Raw genomic sequence first — 20559 nt, 5'->3', positions numbered from 1 at the left:
TTACACCCAGCCTTTTGCTTCTGTACCAACCCCCAAGCTGACCACATCGGATTGTAGGTCCCGGGTACCTCTAACACCAACATGAGGTGTGACACACCGATGATCCGCCTGCTGGGATTTTCAGCACTTCTCATGGTTCTATGCACTGCCGCACCCGCCGCGGCAGATATCTACGCTTTTGTCGATGCCAATGGTGTCATCCACCTATCCGACCGTGCCAATGATCCCCGCTATCGGCGTTTAATGCGTATTAATAAGCATGGACAACGCCTAACGACCCCTACGTTTACAGCACGTTCCAGCCGTGGCGGCAATCCTAAACGCTTTGAAAGCACCATTCGCAACATGGCCAAACGCTATGGTCTGGATGCCGGCTTGGTCAAAGCGGTCATCCGTGCTGAGTCTGATTTTGATCCCAATGTGGTCTCCCATAAAGGGGCCGTAGGGTTGATGCAGCTCATGCCACAAACAGCCCGTATGTATGGGGTATCTGACCGTACCGACCCCCAAGAGAACATCCAGGCAGGTAGTCGGCATTTGCGCTATCTGATGCGTAAATACAAAAACAACATTAAACTCACCCTCGCTGCATACAATGCAGGTGAAGGGGCCGTTCGACGTTACGGTAACCGTATACCCCCTTACCGCGAAACCCAAAACTACGTGCGTAAAGTGATCCGCTTTTACAAACAGTACCGCTAGCCAAAAAAATGGGCCGCACCCATGCGACCCACTCCTCTGATACACCGCTATTATTTAGACCAAAACAGCTCATCCAGAAAATGCTTAAAGGCTGCCCAGGAGCGCCGATCGGCTTTTTCATCATATTTAACCACGGGCATCCAGCTACCATCGGCAGATGGGTTGGTAAAGCTGTGCACCACACCACCATAGCGTAAGAGCTGCCAATCTGCTCCGGCTGCACTCAAACGCTGCTGGAAAGTCTCAATCCGTTTGGCCGGGATAAAGGTATCTGCATCACCATGGGCCGCAAAAATTTTGGCCTTAATCTGCGGATAATCCGCCTCTTCCGGTGGAGGTAGTGGACCGTGGAAAGAGGCCACACCCAACAGGTCTGAGCCACCATAGGCCATCTGCATGACCGTCCCCCCCCCAAAACAGTACCCCACAGCCGCAACCCGCTGAGCATCCACCAAAGGTGAAGCTTTAAGCTGACTTAGCGCCAAATCGGCACGTTTACGCCACCCTGCCACATTGGCGGTGACCTGCTTCATCCAACCTTTTGCCTCTTTGGCATGTTCGGTCACATGACCTTTGCCATACATATCCGCCGCAAAGGCAATATAGCCCATACTTGCCAACTGCCGCGCCCGACTTTTGGCATAATCATTCAACCCCCACCACTCATGTACCACCAAAACACCGGGACGTTTACCGCTAAATTGATCGTCCCAAACCAAATACCCAGCCAATTGAGTCTGACCATCGTTATAGGGTATCTCCTGTTCATGAATCGCGGCCCAGGCTGGCACCGACCACACCACGGCCATGGCCACCCCAGCCCATTTTAATAAACTACGCATGTGAGACTCTCCCTTTACCCATGAGTTTGATTTGCATCAACAACCACCTTAAACCTCTGCAAGAGACCTGACAATACATGGCTAAAGAGATATGAGACTTGCAGCCAAAGCCGGTTCTCTTTAAATTAGTCCCACAGCCCGATTTATCGCTATAAGTTTCCGTTATGGTTGCAATTTACATAACGAATAACCCCTATTGCCCGCTTCAGACAAAGGGATATGCAGATGCAAACCAAAATTCTGCTTGAAGAGTCAGAGATGCCCACCCAGTGGTACAACATTACCGCTGATATGCCTAACCGTCCCCCTCCTCCTCTGGGACCAGACGGCAAACCGGTTACGCCGGAAATGATGGGTATGATCTTCCCACCTGAAATTTTGCGGCAAGAGATGACCGATGAACGCTGGATTGATATTCCAGAAGAGGTGCGTCAAATTCTCTCTTTGTGGCGCCCTGCCCCCATGTTCCGTGCCCACCGCCTGGAAAAAGCTCTGGGAACACCGGCCAAGATTTACTACAAGTATGAAGGGGTAAGTCCGGCTGGATCCCATAAACCCAACAGTGCCGTACCCCAAGCCTATTACAACAAACAGGCGGGCATTAAACGCCTGACTACTGAGACAGGCGCTGGCCAATGGGGTAGCTCCATCTCCTTTGCGGGGCAGATGTTCGGTTTGGAAGTGGAAGTCTATATGGTGAAAGTGAGCTATCACCAAAAGCCTTTCCGCCGTTCCATGATGGAAACCTGGGGGGCCAAAGTGTTTGCCAGCCCCTCTGACCGTACAGAATCCGGTCGTAATATCCTGGCAAAATCCCCAGATAGCCCCGGTTCCTTGGGTATTGCCATTTCTGAAGCAGTTGAGTTGGCGATGCAGGATGCCGATACCAACTACTCCTTGGGTTCTGTGTTGAACCATGTGTGCCTACACCAGACCATTATTGGTTTAGAAGCTAAAAAACAGTTTGAAAAAGTCGGTGATTACCCAGATGTCGTGATTGGCTGCTGCGGTGGTGGATCTAACTTTGCGGGTACGGCTTTCCCCTTTATTGCGGATAAAGCCGCCGGTAAAAACATTCGCCTATTGGCCATGGAGCCCAGCTCCTGCCCCACACTGACCCGTGGTCATTTTGCCTATGACTTTGGCGATGTGGCAGGTCTGACCCCCATGATGATGCAGTACACACTGGGTCATGACTTTACCCCACCTGGTATCCATGCCGGGGGTTTGCGCTATCATGGGGATTCCAGCCAGGTCTCCCAATTGGTGCATGACAAAATTATTGAAGCCCGTGCGGTGGATCAGTTGGATACCTTCCGTGCTGGGGTTACCTTCTCCCAGGCGGAAGGTATTATCCCGGCACCTGAATCCAACCACGCCATCCGGGGTGCCATTGAAGAGGCCCTGCGCTGTAAAGAGGAAGGTAAAGAAGAGACCATCTTCTTCACCCTCTCTGGGCATGGGCACTTTGACATGACCTCCTATGACCGTTTCTTCTCCGGGGAGTTAGAGGATTATCCTTATCCTCAAAGCGCCATTGAAGAGGCCCTTAAGCATCTGCCAGATCCCTCAAAAATGGGTGGATAAGTCAACAACGGGGTCTACCAGCTGGTAGACCCCGTTTTATTTGCCCCCGCCCCCCACCTCGTATGCGGCCTGCTATGTTGACTCAAAAAGCTTGGCGGCTCCCCCCCCCCAACAAAAAGAATAAAAAGAGATAGAACTGAACCAACCGGTGAAGCTACGCCTTTTTGACCCCACATCTACTTGGTTCCAGAGGTATGACTAGGCACGCCACACAGCCCTGGCCATTGCGCAACTGGGCACAGGGGCCTTTAGGTCACGACATCCCACCAAAAAGCTTTTTTAATCCCCATTCAACCATGGATACCACACGGCCATTACCCCTGTGGGTTCTGATCAGAGAGTAAGCTGTTGTGGCTTGGTGGTTACCGGTGCTACCGACACAAAAAAAGCGCCCTCTGTACCAATGGCACACCGTAGGACGCTTTTAACGGTAAAATGCTGAAGATCGGTTTAGGAGACTAACCGGCCAGTCGCATTAAAGCCTGCACATGGGGTAGTTGAATAATTGAAGCTGCACTGGATGTTTCCGGTTGGTGGGCTTGCTCTCGCTGCACCAACTCATACACCGCCCTCATCAATTGCACCTTATCTTTGGCGGAGGCAATGGTGATGTTTTCACCCAGTAGAAAGTGCTCAACCTCATAGATTACAGAAAAGAGCAGTACATCATCCATCACTGCACTCGGGCGTCCACCTTGTTGCGGCTCCATAGGCCCCAAACCCGTCAGTATCCACGAAGGATCCAAACCAGCGGCCTTAGCGACCTCTTTTATGGTGGATGAGGTTGGCTCCGTCGCACCCTGTAGATAGTTTCCCCAAGTGCGTCGGGAGACATCTACCTTACGGGCAATCGCATCCGGCCCACCGGTACGGTCTGCCGCTTTTCTCAGCCGATCAATCAACCCTTGATCTGGCTGCCGTTTCTCCTTTTGACCACCCATTTTCGCCTCACAACAATAAATTGCTTAAAACATCACGTTATAAGGTAAATTTCTACCGCCCACCTTTGGTTTCATCCAATATCGACAATAAGCCGAATAAACCAGGTGAAAACGGCAGGTTATGACCATATTCAGGACCATTCGGAATTAGTTTACCATGATCGGCTGGGGGGAACTGAAACTTTTTATCAGAATCTCCTTTTATCACACGCACAAAAACCATAAAGGGAGATTGATAACCATGGCACCTAAACATGGCTGGGGGGGCGCTTACCCAAGGTGTTGTACCGTTTCGAACTCAGGCAGCCGATGAAGCGTTACCCCTAAGAGCTGCTGTCATCCTTATCATCGTGGGCATAAGGGTGGCTCTTTTCATAGAGCCCAACATAGTTGTTGATGCGTCGATTTTCACGCATTGCGCGGGTTTTTTTCACCAACCGAAGGGTAAAGAAATACCCACCCCACCCAAAGACAATGGCCCAGGGCAAGCAGCCGAGAATAAGCGGCAGACCAAAGGTGGAAAAGAGCTCGTACAGTTGAATCCATATCGCTTCCAACCACCCAGCATCTGGCGACAACACCTGGGCAATACGGGCTGTATACTCATCATACCCTGACAGCCCCTCCCAATGACCTGTCATCAGGCGGCCGGTAACCACAAAGGTAAAATAGATGGGGGGAACTGTGACCACATTGGTGATCATGGTCCAAGCGATGGCGACAACCGGGTTGAAATCCCATTCAGGTTTACGTGCCTTCACCCATGCCCATAATGCCATCACCCAGGCAATTTGGACCCCAACGGTTGGGGTCATGGCAATGGCTAACCCAATCGCGGTTCCACGTGCGGCATATTCTGGCGGATGGCTCCCATGCAACATGGGGCGGATCAGTCGAAAACGTATCATCGTGCGCATCCAATCCAATGGATAACGCCAACCCCTGCCGGGCATACACTCTCTCCCACAGATATCAATAGAATGATGTAACGCGCCCAACACCGACCTGCTTGCAGGGCTCTGACCGTTGCGTGTCAAAAACGCCGCTAGTGTAACACACAACCTGGGCCTTGTTGATAGCAATAGCCCTGCTTTATAACGAAACATTCCTCCCAACAGCCCTATCCTGAAAAAAACACGCTATTGCCACGATTTTTCCAATCTTTATCCTTAAAAAATCGACATCCATTTCTATCAATAACCAACGGAATAATCATTTTACACACCCTGCAAATCCTGTTCATTGCTATGGTTATAGATAAGTCATGGTAGAAAGACCCCTTCGACAGGAGCCCGGGCATGAAAAAAATTCTGATCGTTGAAGATGACCTGGACAATCGGCAGTTACTCAACCGTTATCTCACCTGGGAAGGCTACCAAGCCATTGAGGCAACGAATGGTCATGAAGGTATCGCCGCCTTTAAACAACACCGGCCAGATTTGGTGCTCATGGATCTTAAAATGCCGCTTATGGACGGCTTACAAGCGGCACGTGAAATTAAAGAGATCACCCAAGAGCAGTTTGTCCCTATTTTGTTTATTACGGCCAGCGATGATGATGAACAGGTATCGATCCAGTGTCTGGAAGCAGGAGGGGATGATTTTTTAAACAAGCCCTTTACCCGAACAGCCCTACGGGTTCGGTTACAGGCTTGGGATCGTGTGCACCGCTTGAATCATCGTCTTCTTAAACAGCGTAATCAATTGATGAATGAGCAGGCGCTGCTGTCACAGACTTTATCTCACCTGCATGGCCGTATGGAGCAAGATCTGACCAATCTGCGCTACTACAGCAATGCCGAGGAGAATCACACCACAGATCTACTTTTCTCTGCCCGCCGAGCTGACGGTGTACGCCATATTTTATTGGGGGATATCGCCGGTCAGGGTCTATCTGTGGCTGTGGGTACGCCATTGATTGCCGATATTTTTCATGAGATGACAGAAAAAGGCTTTGCCGCCTCCATTATCCTTATGGAAATGCGTCGTAAACTGGCACACCGCCTGCCACAACATATGCCGCTGCATGCCTGTTTTATGGAGGAAGACCCCCTGCGACAGCAGATCACACTCTGGAACTGTGGTATGCCACCACTGTTTATGATTCGTGACGGAGAGATCATCCAAACCATTCCCAGCAACTGCCCCATTTTGGGAGAAGAGAATACCACCACGCCACCCCAAGCACTGGGCGGTGTTGTTCTACCAACGGCGCAGGGCGACCGTCTATTTGCCCACTCCAACGGTCTGTTCGATCGGTTAGATATTGCGGGAGAGATCCAACGCAACCGCTGGTTAGAGCAACAACTGCTGCAGCTACGCCAGCAGGATCAATCCCTCCTGGTTCTTAAAGATACCTTGGAGAAGGTCACCCATCAGCCCATGCATTGGGATGATATCACCCTAATGGAACTGCTTTTTTAGGGGATCCAACCCCTGCCATATAAAACCTCACCATAGCCAGCTTGCAACTCACCCTGCCCGATAAGTGGGGTGAATCATTTTTTCTATGGTACTTCTTTGCCTAAACAGCCTATTCTGCCTGTCATTCACTTTATTTCAATTCAACTTACTGACCACCAATATGATCTCTGTCGCCACCATGGGCCACCAACTTACCCGACACCCCAGGCCATACCCCAACCTTATACGGATGGGTATTGTAGCCTTGGTGCTTATCTCTGTGCTCGGTGGGTGTACACAACCCGTTAAGAGTGTACCCAGCCCCGATCCAACCTCTATAAAAATGCCACCGCCAGCACGGACCTACCGTCTGCTGACCATGCCTATTGAGGCAGATAATATTACGGAACGTAATGCCCTGCGCCGCTGGGTAAAAAAACTACGTTCCTTACGCTCTTTGGAGTATCAACCTCTTCCAGCACCTGAAAACTGGACTCAACTGAACCCAAAGACCGAGCAAGGGCGGGAGAAAATTGCTTGGCTACAGGCTGATCATGTCATGCTACTGAAGACGGTTAAAAACCCCTACCGTCAAGTGGCACTGTCCATATGGAGCAGTGAACAGGCTAAGCCGTTATGGCAAGAGAGAATCAGTTATATTAACAGTCAGGATCTGGTCTTGGCCCTGCGCCTGATGAAACGCCGCTTACACCGCTTCTTGGGGGATGCGGTATGGATTATTCTCGAACCCCAACCTACCGCATTTTTGACCTTTCCTGACGCACCGGAAAATCCTTTGCTGCTGGCATCTCCTCCTAAAGATCAGATCCCTACCCCCATGTATGGGGCCGATAACATACCCCTTTCATCAGATCTTGAGCTGCCTGCTTTTTTACACACACCTGGAGAAGAACCCCAGGAAGAGGTGCAAACGCCACCACAAGAGCAAACCCAACCCCCCCCCACCCCACCTGAAAAAAAATCCAACGTTCAGGCTTACACCGTTCAGGTCGGTGCTTTTCAAGACAGGGGGCGGGCGACCAAGCTGGTGCATCGCTTACAATCCCTGGGGTATAACACCATGCTTAATCACTACCTAAACAGCAATCAAGAAACTTGGTATTTTGTCTGGATGGGTAAATATGCAACCCGTCAACAAGCCATAAAGGCGGGAGAAGCCTTTACCAAGGCCATGGGCGAGCGCCCCTTTATCACCCGTATCCACGCCCTACATAACATCACCAAGCCATGAATGAACTGTTTATCGATATCAGCCAGGATCAATGCCCCATCACCTATGTAAAGGTTAAACTGCGCCTGGAAACCATGCAGCCTGGTCAGCAGCTCACCATTTTACTTCGCCAGGGTGAACCGTTGGATAACGTCCCTCAATCCCTGAAGGAAGATGGCTACCCTGTCTCTGACCCCCAACCGACAGACCAGCCAGAACTGTTCCAAATTACAACCATAAAACCCCGCTTAAGCTAGGTATGGCAACCCTACGTTACCTTGGCTTGCTGATACTGTTTGGTCTGATCAGTGGTCCACTGCTTGCCCATAATGGGCCTGATACCAAATTACGCCATGCCCCGATCGTTCTACAGCCGGACACACCCCACCACCGGCTTCAAGGACATATGCAACTGCTCCCCGCCCAGCCTCATCCACTAACCATTGATCAGGTTACGCAACACGCTTGGGTACAACAGTTTAAACCCATACCTTGGGAGCTCGCGGGCGGTTATCAAAAACAGGAACGGTGGTTACGGTTTCATATTGAACGCGATGCCGGCAGCTCTAAACTGTGGATCTTGGAGGTCGGTGCCGCGGTTCTGGATGACATAGAGCTCTATTATCCCGATCCAAAAACCGGGCTTTATCTTAAAAAAAGTCTAGGGGATCACTATCCCTACGCTCAACGGGAACTGGGGAGTCGCTTACACGCTGCTGTGGTGGATATGGGGCAAAAGCAGCGTATGACGGTCTATCTCAAACTACAGACCAAGCAGTTGATGACTTTTTTTGGGACACTCTGGCAAGAACAGGCCTTTATTGAAAATGAACGTCGGGATAATTTGATCTATGGGGTCTATCTGGGCATTTTTACCCTGCTCATTGTGGTCAACACCCTGTTTGGCTACTGGACACACGATCGTGCCTTGCGTATCTACGCCCTCTATCTGCTTAGTTTGGCCCTTATTCAGGCAACAACAGCCAACCTATTGGTCATGCTTATCCCCAATGCTTGGCCATGGTTTAATGATTGGGTACTCACATTTGCCCTCTATGCCATTGTAATATCCATTAACTTACTTTGGTCCGAACTGCTGGAGCTCAAAAAATACACCACCTTTTTTTATAAATTTTATCAATATATTGTTCTGTTTGTTGCGCTATGCATGCCCCTCTCTCTGACCCCTTGGTTTCAAATTATTAATCCACAGATCATCAATTTGGCGTTTGCTTCCTTTTTTCTCTCCATGCTCTTGGCACTCTACATTGCTTGGCGGCGCCGCACCTATGGCATCTATCTTTTCTATTTTTTAGCATTTATGCCCACAACCATTGGTGCGGTCATCTATCGCATGATGTTGGAAGGCTCAATTTCCCACAATTTTTGGACCCAACACGCCTTTCAATTTGGCAGCCTTAGCCACACCATACTTTTTACCCTGGTCTTAGCCTATCGGTTACGCGCCATCCAACAGGATCGTAAACACGCACAGCAGGAGGCCCTGACAGCCACCCAACGGGCAGAAGCCGAGTTGGAGGCCAATGTTAAACAGCGCTCCTTGGAACTGGACGCCGCTCGAATTTCACTGGAAAGCACCCACCAACAAGCTGTTGCTGCCTTTCAGATGGAACGGCGTATTCGGCGCCGTCAACGCACCTTCTTATCCCTACTCTCCCATGAATTTCGTCAGCCACTCAGTGGTATTTTTCGTGCGGTAGAGATGATCCGCTTTAAACAGCCCAACCTGGAACCGACCATTCAAGCTAAATTGCAGGAGATTGGCCAGGAGAGCAAACAGCTGGGCAACTGGGTAGACACTCTACTCATTGAACATGCGCAGAAAAACCAGGAAGAAGATGAGGAGGAGTTACTGTGGGATGATGAGGATGAACAAGAAGAGAACGGGGAGTCCATTGGAGATGATGAAGAGGCTCAAACCCCTTAAGCTCCACCTCTCACCCGTGTTCGCGCAGGGTTATAGGGCCAGCTCGATAGCACCAGGTGGTTGATCCATAAGCAACGCCTTGATGGCTTCACTGGCTGCCACACTTCCTAAACGGTGCCCATGCAGTGCAACCAAAGGAGATGTTGAGGGGGAGGGGTCTGAACAGATCGCCTCTATCGGAGATGGGGATAACAGAACCTGTGCCCCTTTTTGCTGAACCCACAGCTGCCAAGGTACGCGCCCAAGGGTGCACTGTGCGCCATCAAACCCCAACACACCATCACAATCATCGGGTACGTGATCGTGCAAACATACCGTACAATCTGGGTTAAGCTGTGCCAACTGCTCAGGCAGTTGTGTCACTGAAGCACCAGGTGGCAGACCTGTCACGGCTTCTACGGAAGTGATTGTGTGCAAAGGTTGGTGCTGCAACAACGTCAGACGCCCCACCCCAGCAGCAACCAAGTAGAGGATCGCATTCGCCCAGGCGGGCCCCCGCCCCATCACCACAACATGTGCCTGTAACAGCCGTTGTTGGCCACCGCCGCCCACCCCATCAAGAATGATGTGGCGGGCATAACGGTTGATCTGTGTCTCTGTAAAATCCAAGAGCTGATCGCTGTTTAGGGCATTTGATGAGGGAACAGCTCGGTGGAGAGATAGCGCTCGGCAAAGCTGGCTAAGATCAGGACAAAGCGTTTACCCGCAAAACGGGGATCACTGGCCATCTTTAAGGCAGCCGTAACAACCGCGCCAGAAGAGATACCGCAGGCGATACCCTCTTCTCGTGCCATGCGGCGGGCGGTCTCAAAAGCCTCTTGATCACCAATGCGTAACACTTCATCCATCAATTGAGTATCTAACACCCTGGGGACAAATCCTGCACCAATACCCTGAATTTTATGGGGTCCGGGCATACCACCGGAAAGAACAGGGGAGGATTCTGGCTCAACTGCCACCACACGCAGGTCAGGCAACCGTTTTTTCAAGCTCCGTGCGGCACCCGTCAAAGAGCCACCGGTACCCACACCCGCCATGAAGATATCCAGTTGGCCATCGGTATCCTGCCAAATCTCTTCTGCCGTTGTGTTCTCGTGGGCTGCGGGGTTGGCCGCGTTATCAAACTGGTTGGGCATAAAGCCCTTTTCCGTCTCAGACAGCATCTCTTGGGCTTTATCAATCGCCCCTTTCATACCGTCCATTGCCGAGGTCAACACCACTTCGGCACCCAGCAGTTCAAACAGCTTGCGCCGTTCGATGGACATAGACTCCGGCATGGTCAATACCAACTGGTAGCCCCGCGATGCACACACAAAGGCCAGCGCGATCCCTGTATTGCCTGATGTCGGCTCAATAATCAGGGTATCTTTATCAATCTGACCTTTGGCTTCCGCATCTTCAATCATGGCCAGGCCAATACGATCCTTCAGCGAAGCCATGGGGTTGAAGTACTCCAGCTTCACCAGGATTTCTGCATCCAAGCCCTGTGTGATCCGATTCAAACGTACCAAAGGCGTGTTGCCAATGGTTTCGGTGATATCGTTATATATTCGACCCATTTCCGACCCTATTGACGGTTACGATGGCAGATATGCAAACGACCATCGCGCGTAAATACCTGGGTTGACCACACCTTCAACCCAACCTGTTAAACTTAACACACTTCAATGTGACCCTGCTGACAGAGACACGCAAGTCGTGTTTTAAAGTAAACGGAACGCCGTACCCCACGTCGCAGATCGACGGTCAGTAAGGCACCGTGCAGAGGATCTGAGCTACCCTGTTGTAACTTAAACACCTCTTCAGCCATGATCGCCCCAATTTCCCCCACGCCACTGCCCAGAACCCCTGCATTACGGCAGGTTGGGCCCGCTTCTTGAGGGGGCGCTTCAAACAGACAGCGTAAACAGGGGGAGAGCCCCGGCGTTACACTCATCACCTGCCCGCGCCAACCGGTAATCGCTCCATGTACTAATGAAACACCGGCCTGTAGGGCTGCATCATTGGCCGCAAAGCGGGTTTCAAAATTATCACTGCCATCCACAACCAGAGTATGCTGGGCGAATAGCTCACCCATCTGTTCCGGTTCAACCCGTTGTGGTAGAGGGATAACCTCACTGCCAGGGAACCGTCTGGCCATTTGCGCGGCTAAAGCCTCAACCTTCAAACGACCGACATCTGCCATGTCATAGATCACTTGACGTTGAAGGTTGGATAGATCCACCCGGTCATCATCCGCCACCATAAAGCGTTTTACACCTAAAACGCCCAGTGCCAGTGCCGTGGCACTACCCAATCCGCCAGCCCCTAAAAGAAGAGGTATCTTATACTCAGCAGGCAAGGTTGTTAAATGGAGTAGGTGATGCGGTTATAGACCTCACTGGGCACACCATTACGGAATGCACGGTTGGTCAGATCTTCCACGGTGACTTTATCCATCATCACCAGGATCTCTTCCTGAAACTCGCCCCAAACAGGGCGGATCACAGCTTGCCCAATGGGACCTGTAGCCACGTCAGAGGGCAGACCATGGTCTGTCTCATCCCCAAGATCCATGGCAACACGGGCAATATCACCAACACTAATTTTTGAGCGCTCTTTGGCCAGCAGATAGCCCCCCTTAGGGCCACGTATGCCCTTGAGGATACCCGCTTTAACGAGCCGCTGCATTACCTGCTCCAGATAGCGCTGAGGTACACCTTGACGACTGGTGACCTCTCGAATCTGTACCGGCTCTCCGCCGGAGTTGTAAGCGATGTCAACCACCGCCTCATGGCATAGAGCAGCTTCTTGGAAAACTTCAGCACGCCCAAACTCCTTATTATCAGCCTTGCCCTCTGGTAAAAACCGACCCTCCCGCCTGTTTCACCCCAAAGGCTGTAACCACACTGCCCAAAGTTGGGCAGACCCGTAAAACTTACTCAAGATCTCTTAGCCGACCGTATGTACCATCATCCAGGTAAAGCCAGCAAACAGATCCCACGCATCAACACATCTGTTGCTTAATCTCTTTCAACTGGTGATCCCGCAGAGGCTAGCGCCCTGTGTGACCAAACCCACCCGTACCCCGTGCGGTCTGGCTAAGCGTGACAGCTTGGTGCCAAGCCCCCCTTAACACAGGGGCAAATAAGATCTGTGCAATGCGTTCCCCACGCTCAATGGCAAAGGGTTCCTGACCTAGGTTGATCAAAATCACCCCAACTTCACCACGATAGTCCGCATCAATTGTACCTGGTGCATTCAAAACCGTGACCCCATGTTTCAGGGCCAAACCGGATCGGGGGCGAATTTGAGCTTCATACCCTTGGGGCATAGCAATGGCTAACCCTGTCGGTACCAATTTCCGCTCACCCGGCGCCAATGTAACAGGCGCTTGTACAGCCGCCATAAGATCCATACCCGCTGCCAACTCGGTCTGATACTTTGGCAAAGGCATGCCCTCACCATGGGGCAGCTGCTGTACATTGACTTCTATATGTAACGTACCACCACTAGCGCCTTTCATCAGGAGTCCCCTCTTCCAAACAGTCGGCAATACGACAGATCAACCGCTCAGCAATTTCACTTTTTGCTGTGCGGGACCAACGCTCAATACCATCATCACTCGGACCAAGCAGTACAATTTCATTATGGGTACTATCAAAACCAATATCCGCACGGGAGACATCATTGATCACCAGCAGATCACACCCTTTACGCTGACGTTTTTCCTGGCCATGTTCCAACAAATTCTCTGTCTCAGCCGCAAAACCCACCACCCATTGTCCCGGTTCTTTATGGGCACCAACATGGGCTAAAATATCTGGATTTTCCGTTAGCTCCCACTGTACCGATTGCCCTTTTTGGTGTTTCTTCTTCAACTTTTGCTGGGCCATGGTTTTGGGACGGTAATCAGAAACAGCTGCACTCATAACGGCGACATCCATTTGGGGCCACACCGCCGTTACAGCTTCATACATCTGCTGGGCGCTCTCAACCCCAATAGCCTGCACACCCTCTGGCGGTACTAAAGCCGTGGGGCCATGCACCAGAGTAACCTGGGCCCCCATACGTACCGCTGCATGGGCAATGGCATAACCCATACGGCCGCTAGAACGGTTGCTGATATAACGGGCTGGATCGACGGCCTCCCGGGTTGGGCCAGCTGTGATCAACATTTTCCGGCCCGCCAAACGTTGAGCGGTCAATACCCGTCGTGCGGCTTCCATGATCGCTTCAGGCTCAGACATCCGCCCTACCCCGGTCTCACCACACGCTAACGCCCCCGATGCAGGGCCTACCATGGACAAACCATCCGCCACCAACTGGGCCACATTACGTTGGGTGGCTGGGCTTTCCCACATACCACTGTTCATGGCTGGGGCCAGCAATACAGGGCCACGCCGTGCCAACAACAGGGTGGTGAGCAGGTCATTACCATGCCCATGTGCCATACGGGCCATCAGATCTGCTGTGGCCGGGGCAACAATAACCAGATCAGCCTCGCGTGCCAGCCGAATATGACCCATCTCCCGCTCTTGGGTTAGAGAGAAGAGCTCATCATAGACCGGAGCTTCTGCCAAGGCAGCCAACGAGAGTGGCGTCACAAATTTCAGGGCCGCCGGTGTCACCACCACACCAGTGATGGTCGCACTACTATCCCGTAATCGGCGGATCAGCTCCAAACACTTATAAGCTGCGATGCCGCCGCTAACCGCTACGACAACCTTTTTATCCCGCCAAAAGTCCACGGACACCACCTGGATGATATGTTTTTCCGAGCCTTAATTATCCACTATTTTTTGTGTAAGTCAAATCTATTACCACGAAAGATTGCGTGATTAAGGTGCAAATCTACGCAGGTGAATGTAGAAAACATCGCCAATGGACAGTGATAAGCATATCTAGCAAAGCGTGCGGCCTTGCTTTAGAATAGCGGCACTTTACAAAACCGATACCCCACACCGATGGGTGTGTTTGACATACTCTTGATCTAGAAGAAGGAAAAGCCATGTCCAGCCCTGAGAAGGTAGAGCCCCAGAAAGCGATCCTGGAGACCTTCCCCAACCCCAATCCCGAACGGGATTATGAAATTGACATGCACTGCCCGGAGTTTACCTGCCTCTGCCCCAAAACCGGCCAGCCTGATTTTGCAGATTTCCGCATCACCTATGTGGCTGATGAACAGTGCATTGAGCTGAAAGCCCTAAAAATTTACATGTGGAGCTTCCGGGATCGGGGTGCGTTCCATGAAGCGGTTACCAACCAGATTATGAATGATCTGGTGGAAGCCTGCGATCCACGCTATATGCAGGTTCAAGGTGCATTTAACGTACGTGGCGGTATTACCACCACCGTAACGGTAGAACACCATAAAGAGCGAGACTAAGCCTAAAACCACAGCCACGACATGGCACCTGGCCATGTCGTGGCTACGCTCTTCTTTTAAGACCAACCCAAGCAACACTCTGCACCTTTCAGGGTAAGAAGCCGCACCCTTTTGGTCCGTATCTATGCATAGCCTCCCCCAGTTTGACACCCAAAGGCACCTCAACAGACCCCTTAACCACACAGCCTGAGCCCATTTCCCAGATCATCGAGCATGCTTACCCCACCGACCGCTCTTTAAAAAGCACTTTACTGACCGTTGAATACTTAAAGCATGCACTAAAGAATTAACACCTTTTTCTAATACGTATTATGGTGTCATAAAGATTTTTAGTATGTGTTTTTAGCCCATCATTCGCTTACTCTTTTTCTATAATTACTTTTAATCATTAGGAGGAAAAAACATGACCCCAGCACCGTACACCTACACAGCGACACCAGATGTTCGAGATATCCGAGATCGCATGTATTAACCCACCCTGGCACCTTTGCCAAGCGAGATCCTACCCAACCCAACCTGGTTGAATATCCGCAACCAGAAGCAGGAGGGGGCCTGTACCGGGTTTGCGCTGGCCGCGGTTATTGATCTGCTCTTACGCCAAGAGGGCGATACAACACCGGTTAGCTCCCGGATGCTGTATGAAGAGGCCAAACGCAACGATGCCTTCCCAGATGATCAGGGTATGGAGGGTTCTAGCGCCCGTGGCGCCATTAAAGGGTGGTACCGTAACGGGGTGTGTGCTGAGCACTATTGGCCCTATAAAGCCAGACAGATAAACCCACCTAAAAAAGGGGCCTACCTTGATGCGCTCAAACGCCCGCTTGGTGCCTATTACCGTATTGAACACAACCGTAGCGATCTTCATGCAGCTTTGTTAGAAACCGGCGCGGTGATGGTAACAGCACGGGTACATAAGGGGTGGGATCAAACCCACCAGGGCACCATAGACTATGATGCAACCTGTGAATGTGTGGGACACCATGCCTTTGCGCTGGTGGGCTATACCGATACAGGTTTTTTGGTGCAGAACTCCTACGGCAAAAAGTGGGGCGGGCTTAAGATAGGGTCAACGCACCTACCCGGGGTTGCGATCTGGCAGTATGAGGATTTTGAACACAACTATACCGATGGTTGGGTTGTACGCCGAGCTCGCCCAGTTGAACAGGCCAACTATTTGCGCCCTGCCGTTAACCGACGTCACCAACAAACCACAGAAAGCCGCATACTTGCCCCACCACGTACAGCCATTGCCCAACACTATATCCATATTGATGATGGCCAGTTTGATGATCGCGGTACCTACCGCACCACCCCTGAAGAGGCCAAAGCGGCGGTTAAACAAGCTCTCAAAGCCCAACATATTCTTCTCTTTGCCCATGGGGGACTAAACAGTGTCAAGGGCTCAGCCAAGCGGGTGGCACAATGGCGGTCCAAAATGGGGCAAAATGGTGTCTATGACCTCCACTTTATCTGGGAGACCGGCCTGATCGCAGAACTCTTTGATCTACTAGGCGGAAAAAAACAACAGGCTCAGGAGCGTGCTGGCTTTTTAGCCGACTGGTCTTGGGATGCATGGGTTGAACGGATTTCCAAACCCCTGGGTTATCCCGTTTGGCAAGAGATGCTCACCGATGCTGAGGATGCCTTTAAGAACCAAGGTGCAGGTACACAAACCTTGAAGTGGCTTTTCCAGGGGTATCAAGCCTTACCCGCCAACCAGCGCCCTAAACTTCATTTAGCTGGCCATAGTGCAGGTGGCGTGTGGCACGCTCAACTGCTTAAACGTTGGCAAACACTGCAGGGGCCACCCATTGAGAGCTTAACCCTCATGGCCCCAGCTTGCCGACGTAAAACCTTTGATACGGTCTATGCCCCTCTGTTGCATCAGGGTCTTTTAAAAAAGCTGGAGCTGCTCATACTCAATGATCAACAGGAGCAGGATGACCATGTTGCCAAGGTCTACCAAAAATCCCTGCTCTATCTTGTCTCTCACGCCTTTATGAATAAGCGCAAAAAAGTGACCCTATTGGGGATGGAAAAGGATATTGAAGATTTAATACACCAACCCCCACAGCGCATGCGTATTCACCCCTCACCAAGCAAATACACCACCGCAACCCAACATGGACAGTTTGATAATGATGCCCCCAGTATGAACCATCTACTGCAAACCATACTGGGGCAAAAACCCAGACACCCCTTTACGCCACATGATCTCAAAGGCTATTGACCATAGAGATACCCAAAAGGCTGGGTTGCTCGGCAACCCAGCCTCATGCCCTCCCCTGGATACAACCCTAGGCGATCACCAAGCCTTCATTCTCTTTGAACTCTCCTTTATGTGGATCACTCCAAGAGTGGGTAGGAGCTGATCAATGCAGGGTTCCAATCTCAACAGATACAAAAAAAGACAGATCACAATGATGGGTTGTTGAGAACCTGGAGTATGGTAAATTACCCTTTCCGGCCCTGAGAGACGATCGGTCATCTTTGCGCCTACCAGATCTCATATTATTGAATTCATTATCTAAGCAGAGGAGGATCCGTTGCCATTCATGCGTCTGTTGATCGCTCTGCTCTGCCTTATCCCCACGGCCCATGCATCCTCCAACCTCTCTCTTGCGCTGTTGGATTTTTTTCCCTTTGGCCGTCTGGATCACACGCAAAAACCGGTTGGATCGATGGTGGATATGATCCATGCCATATCCAAACAGGCAAAGCTTCCCATCCAGGTTAAACTGATGCCGGTTCCACGTGCCTTACGGGCCGTCACCCTGGGTCATGAAGATCTTATGATCTCCTATAAAGATGAGCAGATGCTACCTGGGGTTCAATTTTTAGGTAATGTCGGTTGCTTAACCGCCTTAATGATCCCCCACAAACAGGCCAATATTGCGACCTTAAAAGATCTTAAAGGTAAACGTATTGGCTTTATTACCGGTGGCTATTTTCACATCAAATTTGCCCACCATTATGGGTTGATCCCCGTTGAAGTACCCAGCAATGAATCTATGTTAAAGATGACCCTTCGGGGGCGGTTGGATGGGTTTATTATTAATGGGGCGGTTTTGGGGGCGTATCGCAAAGGGTTAGCCACCCATGCCCGACTACCCGACAACTGGCAAGATCTGATTGATACACCCATTCCATTGGAGACCATGGAGACCCACCTCTCCATTTCCAAACAGTCTAAGCTGCAACATTTGGCGCCTCAGTTAAGCCAAGCCATTCAGCAGCTGTGGCAAGCTGGTACCTTTCAGCGCATTTATGATCACTATGGGCAAGGCGATAGCACCGCCTGCAACCCGCAGCCTGGCACCCAACCATGACCACCATTCCGTTTACCAAGCAGCTTTCGTTTAAACTGGCCCGGGTTGGGGTGATCCTAGCTTTTGTTCTTGGCTTGATCTTAAGTGGTATTCAAGTCTACCGGGATTATCAGGTCGAAGAGCACGCGCTGGATGCCCATATTCAACGGATTTTAGATGTTGCCATGCATCCTGCCACACGCGCTGTACATATTCTCAATGCAGACCTCGCTCAAGAGGTGGTGCAGGGCTTGTTGGAGTATGATTTTATTCAGGCCGCAACCATTTTGGATGATCTGCAGATGGTCTTGGCGACCCAACAGCGCAAAGGTCAGCAAGCAAGCCCTCATCGCTGGCTCTCCCGCTCTTTCTCGGGTGGATTGACCAAGTATCGCATACCTCTTAACCCCGTCCACACACCCCTGGAAAAACCTGGCACGCTTACCGTGACGGTGGATCGGGATATCGCCCTGGTAGATTTTGTGGATCGGGCTCAGTTTATTATTATTGGGGGCATTCTACGTAATCTTCTGCTTGTTCTTTTACTCTTTAGCACCTACCACATCATTCTTACCCGCCCCCTTAACCAGTTGGCCCAAGCTGTGGGTACCATGAACCCTAAGCGGCCCAAACCTCTGCCCATAGATCCCAGCCATGCTGAGGATGAGCTTGGGCTGCTGACCCATACCACCAATCACTATTTGGCCAACAGCCGAGATCACTGGAATGCCCAGGAGAGTCTGGCTGAAAACCTACAACGGGCCAAAGAAGACGCCGAATCTGCCAGTTTATCAAAAACTGAATTTCTCACCACTATGAGCCATGAAATCCGTACCCCCATGAATGCCATTATCGGTATGGGAGATCTGCTGGAAGAGAGCAACCTCAGCCATCAACAGCAGCGTTACCTGACCACCTTAAAACGCGCAGGTATTGGCTTGATGGCCCTGATTAACAGTGTTTTGGATCTCTCCAAGATTGAAGCCGGTGAGCTCGCACTAGAGAAACAAGCGGTTGACCTAAAAGAGCTGGCGAACGAGGTCTATGACATGATGTCCGACCTTGCCAAAACTCGGGGTATTGAGCTGGAGCTGACCTTAGACAATCACCTGCCAGAAGCTGTATTGGCCGATGGACAGCGTCTACGCCAGATTCTCATCAACCTCTTGGACAATGCTATTAAATTTACTGCGGTAGGCGGGGTAACACTAAGCATTGAACAAAGAGATCATGATCATTTCTTTTTTGCGGTCTCGGATACCGGTGTGGGTATTGACCCTAAAAACCAACAACGTATTTTTGAACCCTTTACCCAAGCTGACTCAAGCGCAACCCGTCAGTACGGTGGTACCGGTCTAGGTTTAACCATCTGCCAACGGCTTATCCAAGGTATGGAGAGTAACATCCGCCTAGAGAGTGAGCTTGGACAAGGCAGCCGTTTCTTTTTTAATCTACAACTACCAAGCACCAAAAAACGGCAGAAACCGGCACATCAACCCCATGAACATGCCGGTCAGATCCGGCATATACTCTTGGCGGATGATGCCGAAGATAACCGATTTTTAATTCAAGCATTTCTTGCCAAAACAGGCCATACACTGGTGATGGTGGAAAATGGTGCCCAGGCTGTGAATAAATTCAAAGAAGAGAGTTTTGACCTGGTTCTTATGGATATTCAAATGCCGGTTATGGATGGGGTCACCGCCATCCGTACCATCCGTAATTGGGAGAAAGAACATCATAAACAACCGATCCCCATTATTGCACTGACCGCCCATGCCATGAAAGCCGATATGGAACAGACGCAGCAGGCTGGGTGTACACTGCACCTCAGTAAACCAGTGGGTAAAGCCCGACTGTTAGAGGTGATTGAACAGCTGTAATCCCCTGTTCCAGCCAAGCCCTCTTACACTCCTCTCTTTTCATAGATCTGGCGTTCGATCTATGGCAGGGCATACGGGTCCCTCATCGTCCTGCTCACCTCCCAGAACAATGATCACCTAGCGATACACACCCCCCCCTCTTTTCAGGGCGGCGTTATCGGTTGCACGTGGGTACCATCGATATCACAAAACCTTGATCGTTTGCTGGTGTGACAAAAGCCTTCAGCGGCGGTGGACACGGCCTACTCAACCATCAAAACAGTCTATCTGTGGCGATATTGGAGTGATCTGTTCCCTAGATGTTTAAACATTTATGGCGTTCAAACCGATGCGCTATGGAAAAAGAA

19 protein-coding genes are annotated in these 20559 nt (G+C 50.9%); 10 read left to right on the top strand and 9 right to left on the bottom strand.

Features of this window, described 5'->3' with window-relative positions; all coding sequences use genetic code 11:
• Nucleotides 1-99 precede the first annotated feature (99 nt).
• Complete coding sequence (locus V5T57_RS05075; RefSeq protein WP_332890082.1) at nt 100-702, top strand: lytic transglycosylase domain-containing protein; 603 nt, start codon at nt 100-102, stop codon at nt 700-702.
• A 50-nt stretch (nt 703-752) separates the two neighbouring features.
• On the opposite strand, the gene V5T57_RS05070 is transcribed toward V5T57_RS05075, so the two are convergent.
• Entirely contained in the window at nt 753-1544 is a 792-nt protein-coding gene (locus V5T57_RS05070) for a dienelactone hydrolase family protein (RefSeq protein WP_332890081.1), read from the bottom strand.
• A 225-nt stretch (nt 1545-1769) separates the two neighbouring features.
• Between V5T57_RS05070 and V5T57_RS05065 the strand changes: the two genes are divergently transcribed.
• Complete coding sequence (locus tag V5T57_RS05065; RefSeq protein WP_332890080.1) at nt 1770-3131, top strand: TrpB-like pyridoxal phosphate-dependent enzyme; 1362 nt, start codon at nt 1770-1772, stop codon at nt 3129-3131.
• 458 nt (nt 3132-3589) lie between these two features.
• On the opposite strand, the gene V5T57_RS05060 is transcribed toward V5T57_RS05065, so the two are convergent.
• On the bottom strand, nt 3590-4072 hold the full coding sequence (locus tag V5T57_RS05060) for a helix-turn-helix domain-containing protein (protein ID WP_332890079.1): 483 nt from the start codon (nt 4070-4072) through the stop codon (nt 3590-3592).
• A gap of 323 nt (nt 4073-4395) precedes the next feature.
• Nucleotides 4396-4980: a DUF2062 domain-containing protein gene (locus V5T57_RS05055; protein WP_332890078.1), complete on the bottom strand. Its 585-nt coding sequence runs from the start codon at nt 4978-4980 to the stop codon at nt 4396-4398.
• A 390-nt stretch (nt 4981-5370) separates the two neighbouring features.
• On the opposite strand from V5T57_RS05055, the gene V5T57_RS05050 reads away from it, so the two are divergent.
• The 4 genes from V5T57_RS05050 (at nt 5371) to V5T57_RS05035 (ending at nt 9653) form a co-directional block, all read left to right on the top strand.
• Entirely contained in the window at nt 5371-6495 is a 1125-nt protein-coding gene (locus V5T57_RS05050; protein ID WP_332890077.1) for a response regulator, read from the top strand.
• A 160-nt stretch (nt 6496-6655) separates the two neighbouring features.
• Entirely contained in the window at nt 6656-7726 is a 1071-nt protein-coding gene (locus V5T57_RS05045; RefSeq protein ID WP_332890076.1) for an SPOR domain-containing protein, read from the top strand.
• Nucleotides 7723-7962 carry a sulfurtransferase TusA family protein gene (locus tag V5T57_RS05040; RefSeq protein ID WP_332890075.1) on the top strand — a complete coding sequence of 80 codons (240 nt, stop codon included), beginning with the start codon at nt 7723-7725 and terminating at the stop codon, nt 7960-7962. The genes V5T57_RS05045 and V5T57_RS05040 overlap by 4 nt, the downstream gene beginning before the upstream one ends.
• A 2-nt stretch (nt 7963-7964) precedes the next feature.
• On the top strand, nt 7965-9653 hold the full coding sequence (locus tag V5T57_RS05035; protein ID WP_332890074.1) for a 7TM diverse intracellular signaling domain-containing protein: 1689 nt from the start codon (nt 7965-7967) through the stop codon (nt 9651-9653).
• A 30-nt stretch (nt 9654-9683) separates the two neighbouring features.
• Here V5T57_RS05035 and V5T57_RS05030 read toward each other — a convergent pair whose 3' ends face one another.
• The 6 genes from V5T57_RS05030 to coaBC all read right to left on the bottom strand — a co-directional run bounded on the left by V5T57_RS05030 (nt 9684) and on the right by coaBC (nt 14383).
• Complete coding sequence (locus tag V5T57_RS05030; RefSeq protein ID WP_332890073.1) at nt 9684-10262, bottom strand: HesA/MoeB/ThiF family protein; 579 nt, start codon at nt 10260-10262, stop codon at nt 9684-9686.
• 14 nt (nt 10263-10276) lie between these two features.
• A complete protein-coding gene (cysK, locus tag V5T57_RS05025; protein WP_332890072.1) occupies nt 10277-11212 on the bottom strand; it encodes a cysteine synthase A in 936 nt (311 codons plus the stop codon).
• 95 nt (nt 11213-11307) lie between these two features.
• Complete coding sequence (locus tag V5T57_RS05020; protein ID WP_332890071.1) at nt 11308-11994, bottom strand: HesA/MoeB/ThiF family protein; 687 nt, start codon at nt 11992-11994, stop codon at nt 11308-11310.
• A 5-nt stretch (nt 11995-11999) separates the two neighbouring features.
• Nucleotides 12000-12419, bottom strand: a complete 420-nt coding sequence (locus V5T57_RS05015) for an RrF2 family transcriptional regulator (protein ID WP_332890070.1) — start codon at nt 12417-12419, stop codon at nt 12000-12002.
• A 268-nt stretch (nt 12420-12687) separates the two neighbouring features.
• Nucleotides 12688-13158, bottom strand: a complete 471-nt coding sequence (dut, locus tag V5T57_RS05010) for a dUTP diphosphatase (protein ID WP_332890069.1) — start codon at nt 13156-13158, stop codon at nt 12688-12690.
• The gene (gene coaBC / locus V5T57_RS05005) at nt 13145-14383 is read right to left on the bottom strand and encodes a bifunctional phosphopantothenoylcysteine decarboxylase/phosphopantothenate--cysteine ligase CoaBC (protein ID WP_332890068.1); all 1239 of its coding nucleotides are present in this window, start codon (nt 14381-14383) and stop codon (nt 13145-13147) included. The genes dut and coaBC overlap by 14 nt, the downstream gene beginning before the upstream one ends.
• Before the next feature lie 260 nt (nt 14384-14643).
• Between coaBC and queF the strand changes: the two genes are divergently transcribed.
• From queF to V5T57_RS04985, 4 genes are all read left to right on the top strand, one after another.
• Entirely contained in the window at nt 14644-15021 is a 378-nt protein-coding gene (gene queF, locus V5T57_RS05000; protein WP_332890067.1) for a preQ(1) synthase, read from the top strand.
• A 487-nt stretch (nt 15022-15508) separates the two neighbouring features.
• Complete coding sequence (locus V5T57_RS04995; protein WP_332890066.1) at nt 15509-17251, top strand: C1 family peptidase; 1743 nt, start codon at nt 15509-15511, stop codon at nt 17249-17251.
• Nucleotides 17252-17576: 325 nt separating this feature from the next.
• Nucleotides 17577-18350 (top strand): substrate-binding periplasmic protein, encoded by a 774-nt coding sequence (locus V5T57_RS04990; RefSeq protein WP_332890214.1) that lies wholly within the window; start codon nt 17577-17579, stop codon nt 18348-18350.
• Nucleotides 18347-20212, top strand: coding sequence for an ATP-binding protein (locus V5T57_RS04985; protein WP_332890065.1), 1866 nt, complete (start codon nt 18347-18349; stop codon nt 20210-20212). The genes V5T57_RS04990 and V5T57_RS04985 overlap by 4 nt, the downstream gene beginning before the upstream one ends.
• Nucleotides 20213-20559: the final 347 nt, after the last annotated feature.

The sequence above is a fragment of the Magnetococcus sp. PR-3 genome, assembly GCF_036689865.1.
Classification (GTDB): domain Bacteria; phylum Pseudomonadota; class Magnetococcia; order Magnetococcales; family Magnetococcaceae; genus Magnetococcus.
This window is presented reverse-complemented; position numbering and strand designations above follow the sequence as displayed.

Bases quoted from the DNA above. Each gene is read 5' to 3' on its own strand.
- V5T57_RS05035 (WP_332890074.1), top strand. From the start codon at position 7,965: ATGGCAACCCTACGTTACCTTGGCTTGCTGATACTGTTTGGTCTGATC.
- V5T57_RS05065 (WP_332890080.1), top strand. From the start codon at position 1,770: ATGCAAACCAAAATTCTGCTTGAAGAGTCAGAGATGCCCACCCAGTGG.
- V5T57_RS05055 (WP_332890078.1), bottom strand. From the start codon at position 4,980: ATGATACGTTTTCGACTGATCCGCCCCATGTTGCATGGGAGCCATCCG.
- V5T57_RS05045 (WP_332890076.1), top strand. From the start codon at position 6,656: ATGATCTCTGTCGCCACCATGGGCCACCAACTTACCCGACACCCCAGG.
- V5T57_RS05070 (WP_332890081.1), bottom strand. From the start codon at position 1,544: ATGCGTAGTTTATTAAAATGGGCTGGGGTGGCCATGGCCGTGGTGTGG.
- V5T57_RS05040 (WP_332890075.1), top strand. From the start codon at position 7,723: ATGAATGAACTGTTTATCGATATCAGCCAGGATCAATGCCCCATCACC.
- queF (WP_332890067.1), top strand. From the start codon at position 14,644: ATGTCCAGCCCTGAGAAGGTAGAGCCCCAGAAAGCGATCCTGGAGACC.
- V5T57_RS05060 (WP_332890079.1), bottom strand. From the start codon at position 4,072: ATGGGTGGTCAAAAGGAGAAACGGCAGCCAGATCAAGGGTTGATTGAT.
- V5T57_RS05050 (WP_332890077.1), top strand. From the start codon at position 5,371: ATGAAAAAAATTCTGATCGTTGAAGATGACCTGGACAATCGGCAGTTA.
- V5T57_RS05075 (WP_332890082.1), top strand. From the start codon at position 100: ATGATCCGCCTGCTGGGATTTTCAGCACTTCTCATGGTTCTATGCACT.
- dut (WP_332890069.1), bottom strand. From the start codon at position 13,158: ATGAAAGGCGCTAGTGGTGGTACGTTACATATAGAAGTCAATGTACAG.
- cysK (WP_332890072.1), bottom strand. From the start codon at position 11,212: ATGGGTCGAATATATAACGATATCACCGAAACCATTGGCAACACGCCT.
- V5T57_RS04985 (WP_332890065.1), top strand. From the start codon at position 18,347: ATGACCACCATTCCGTTTACCAAGCAGCTTTCGTTTAAACTGGCCCGG.
- V5T57_RS04990 (WP_332890214.1), top strand. From the start codon at position 17,577: ATGCGTCTGTTGATCGCTCTGCTCTGCCTTATCCCCACGGCCCATGCA.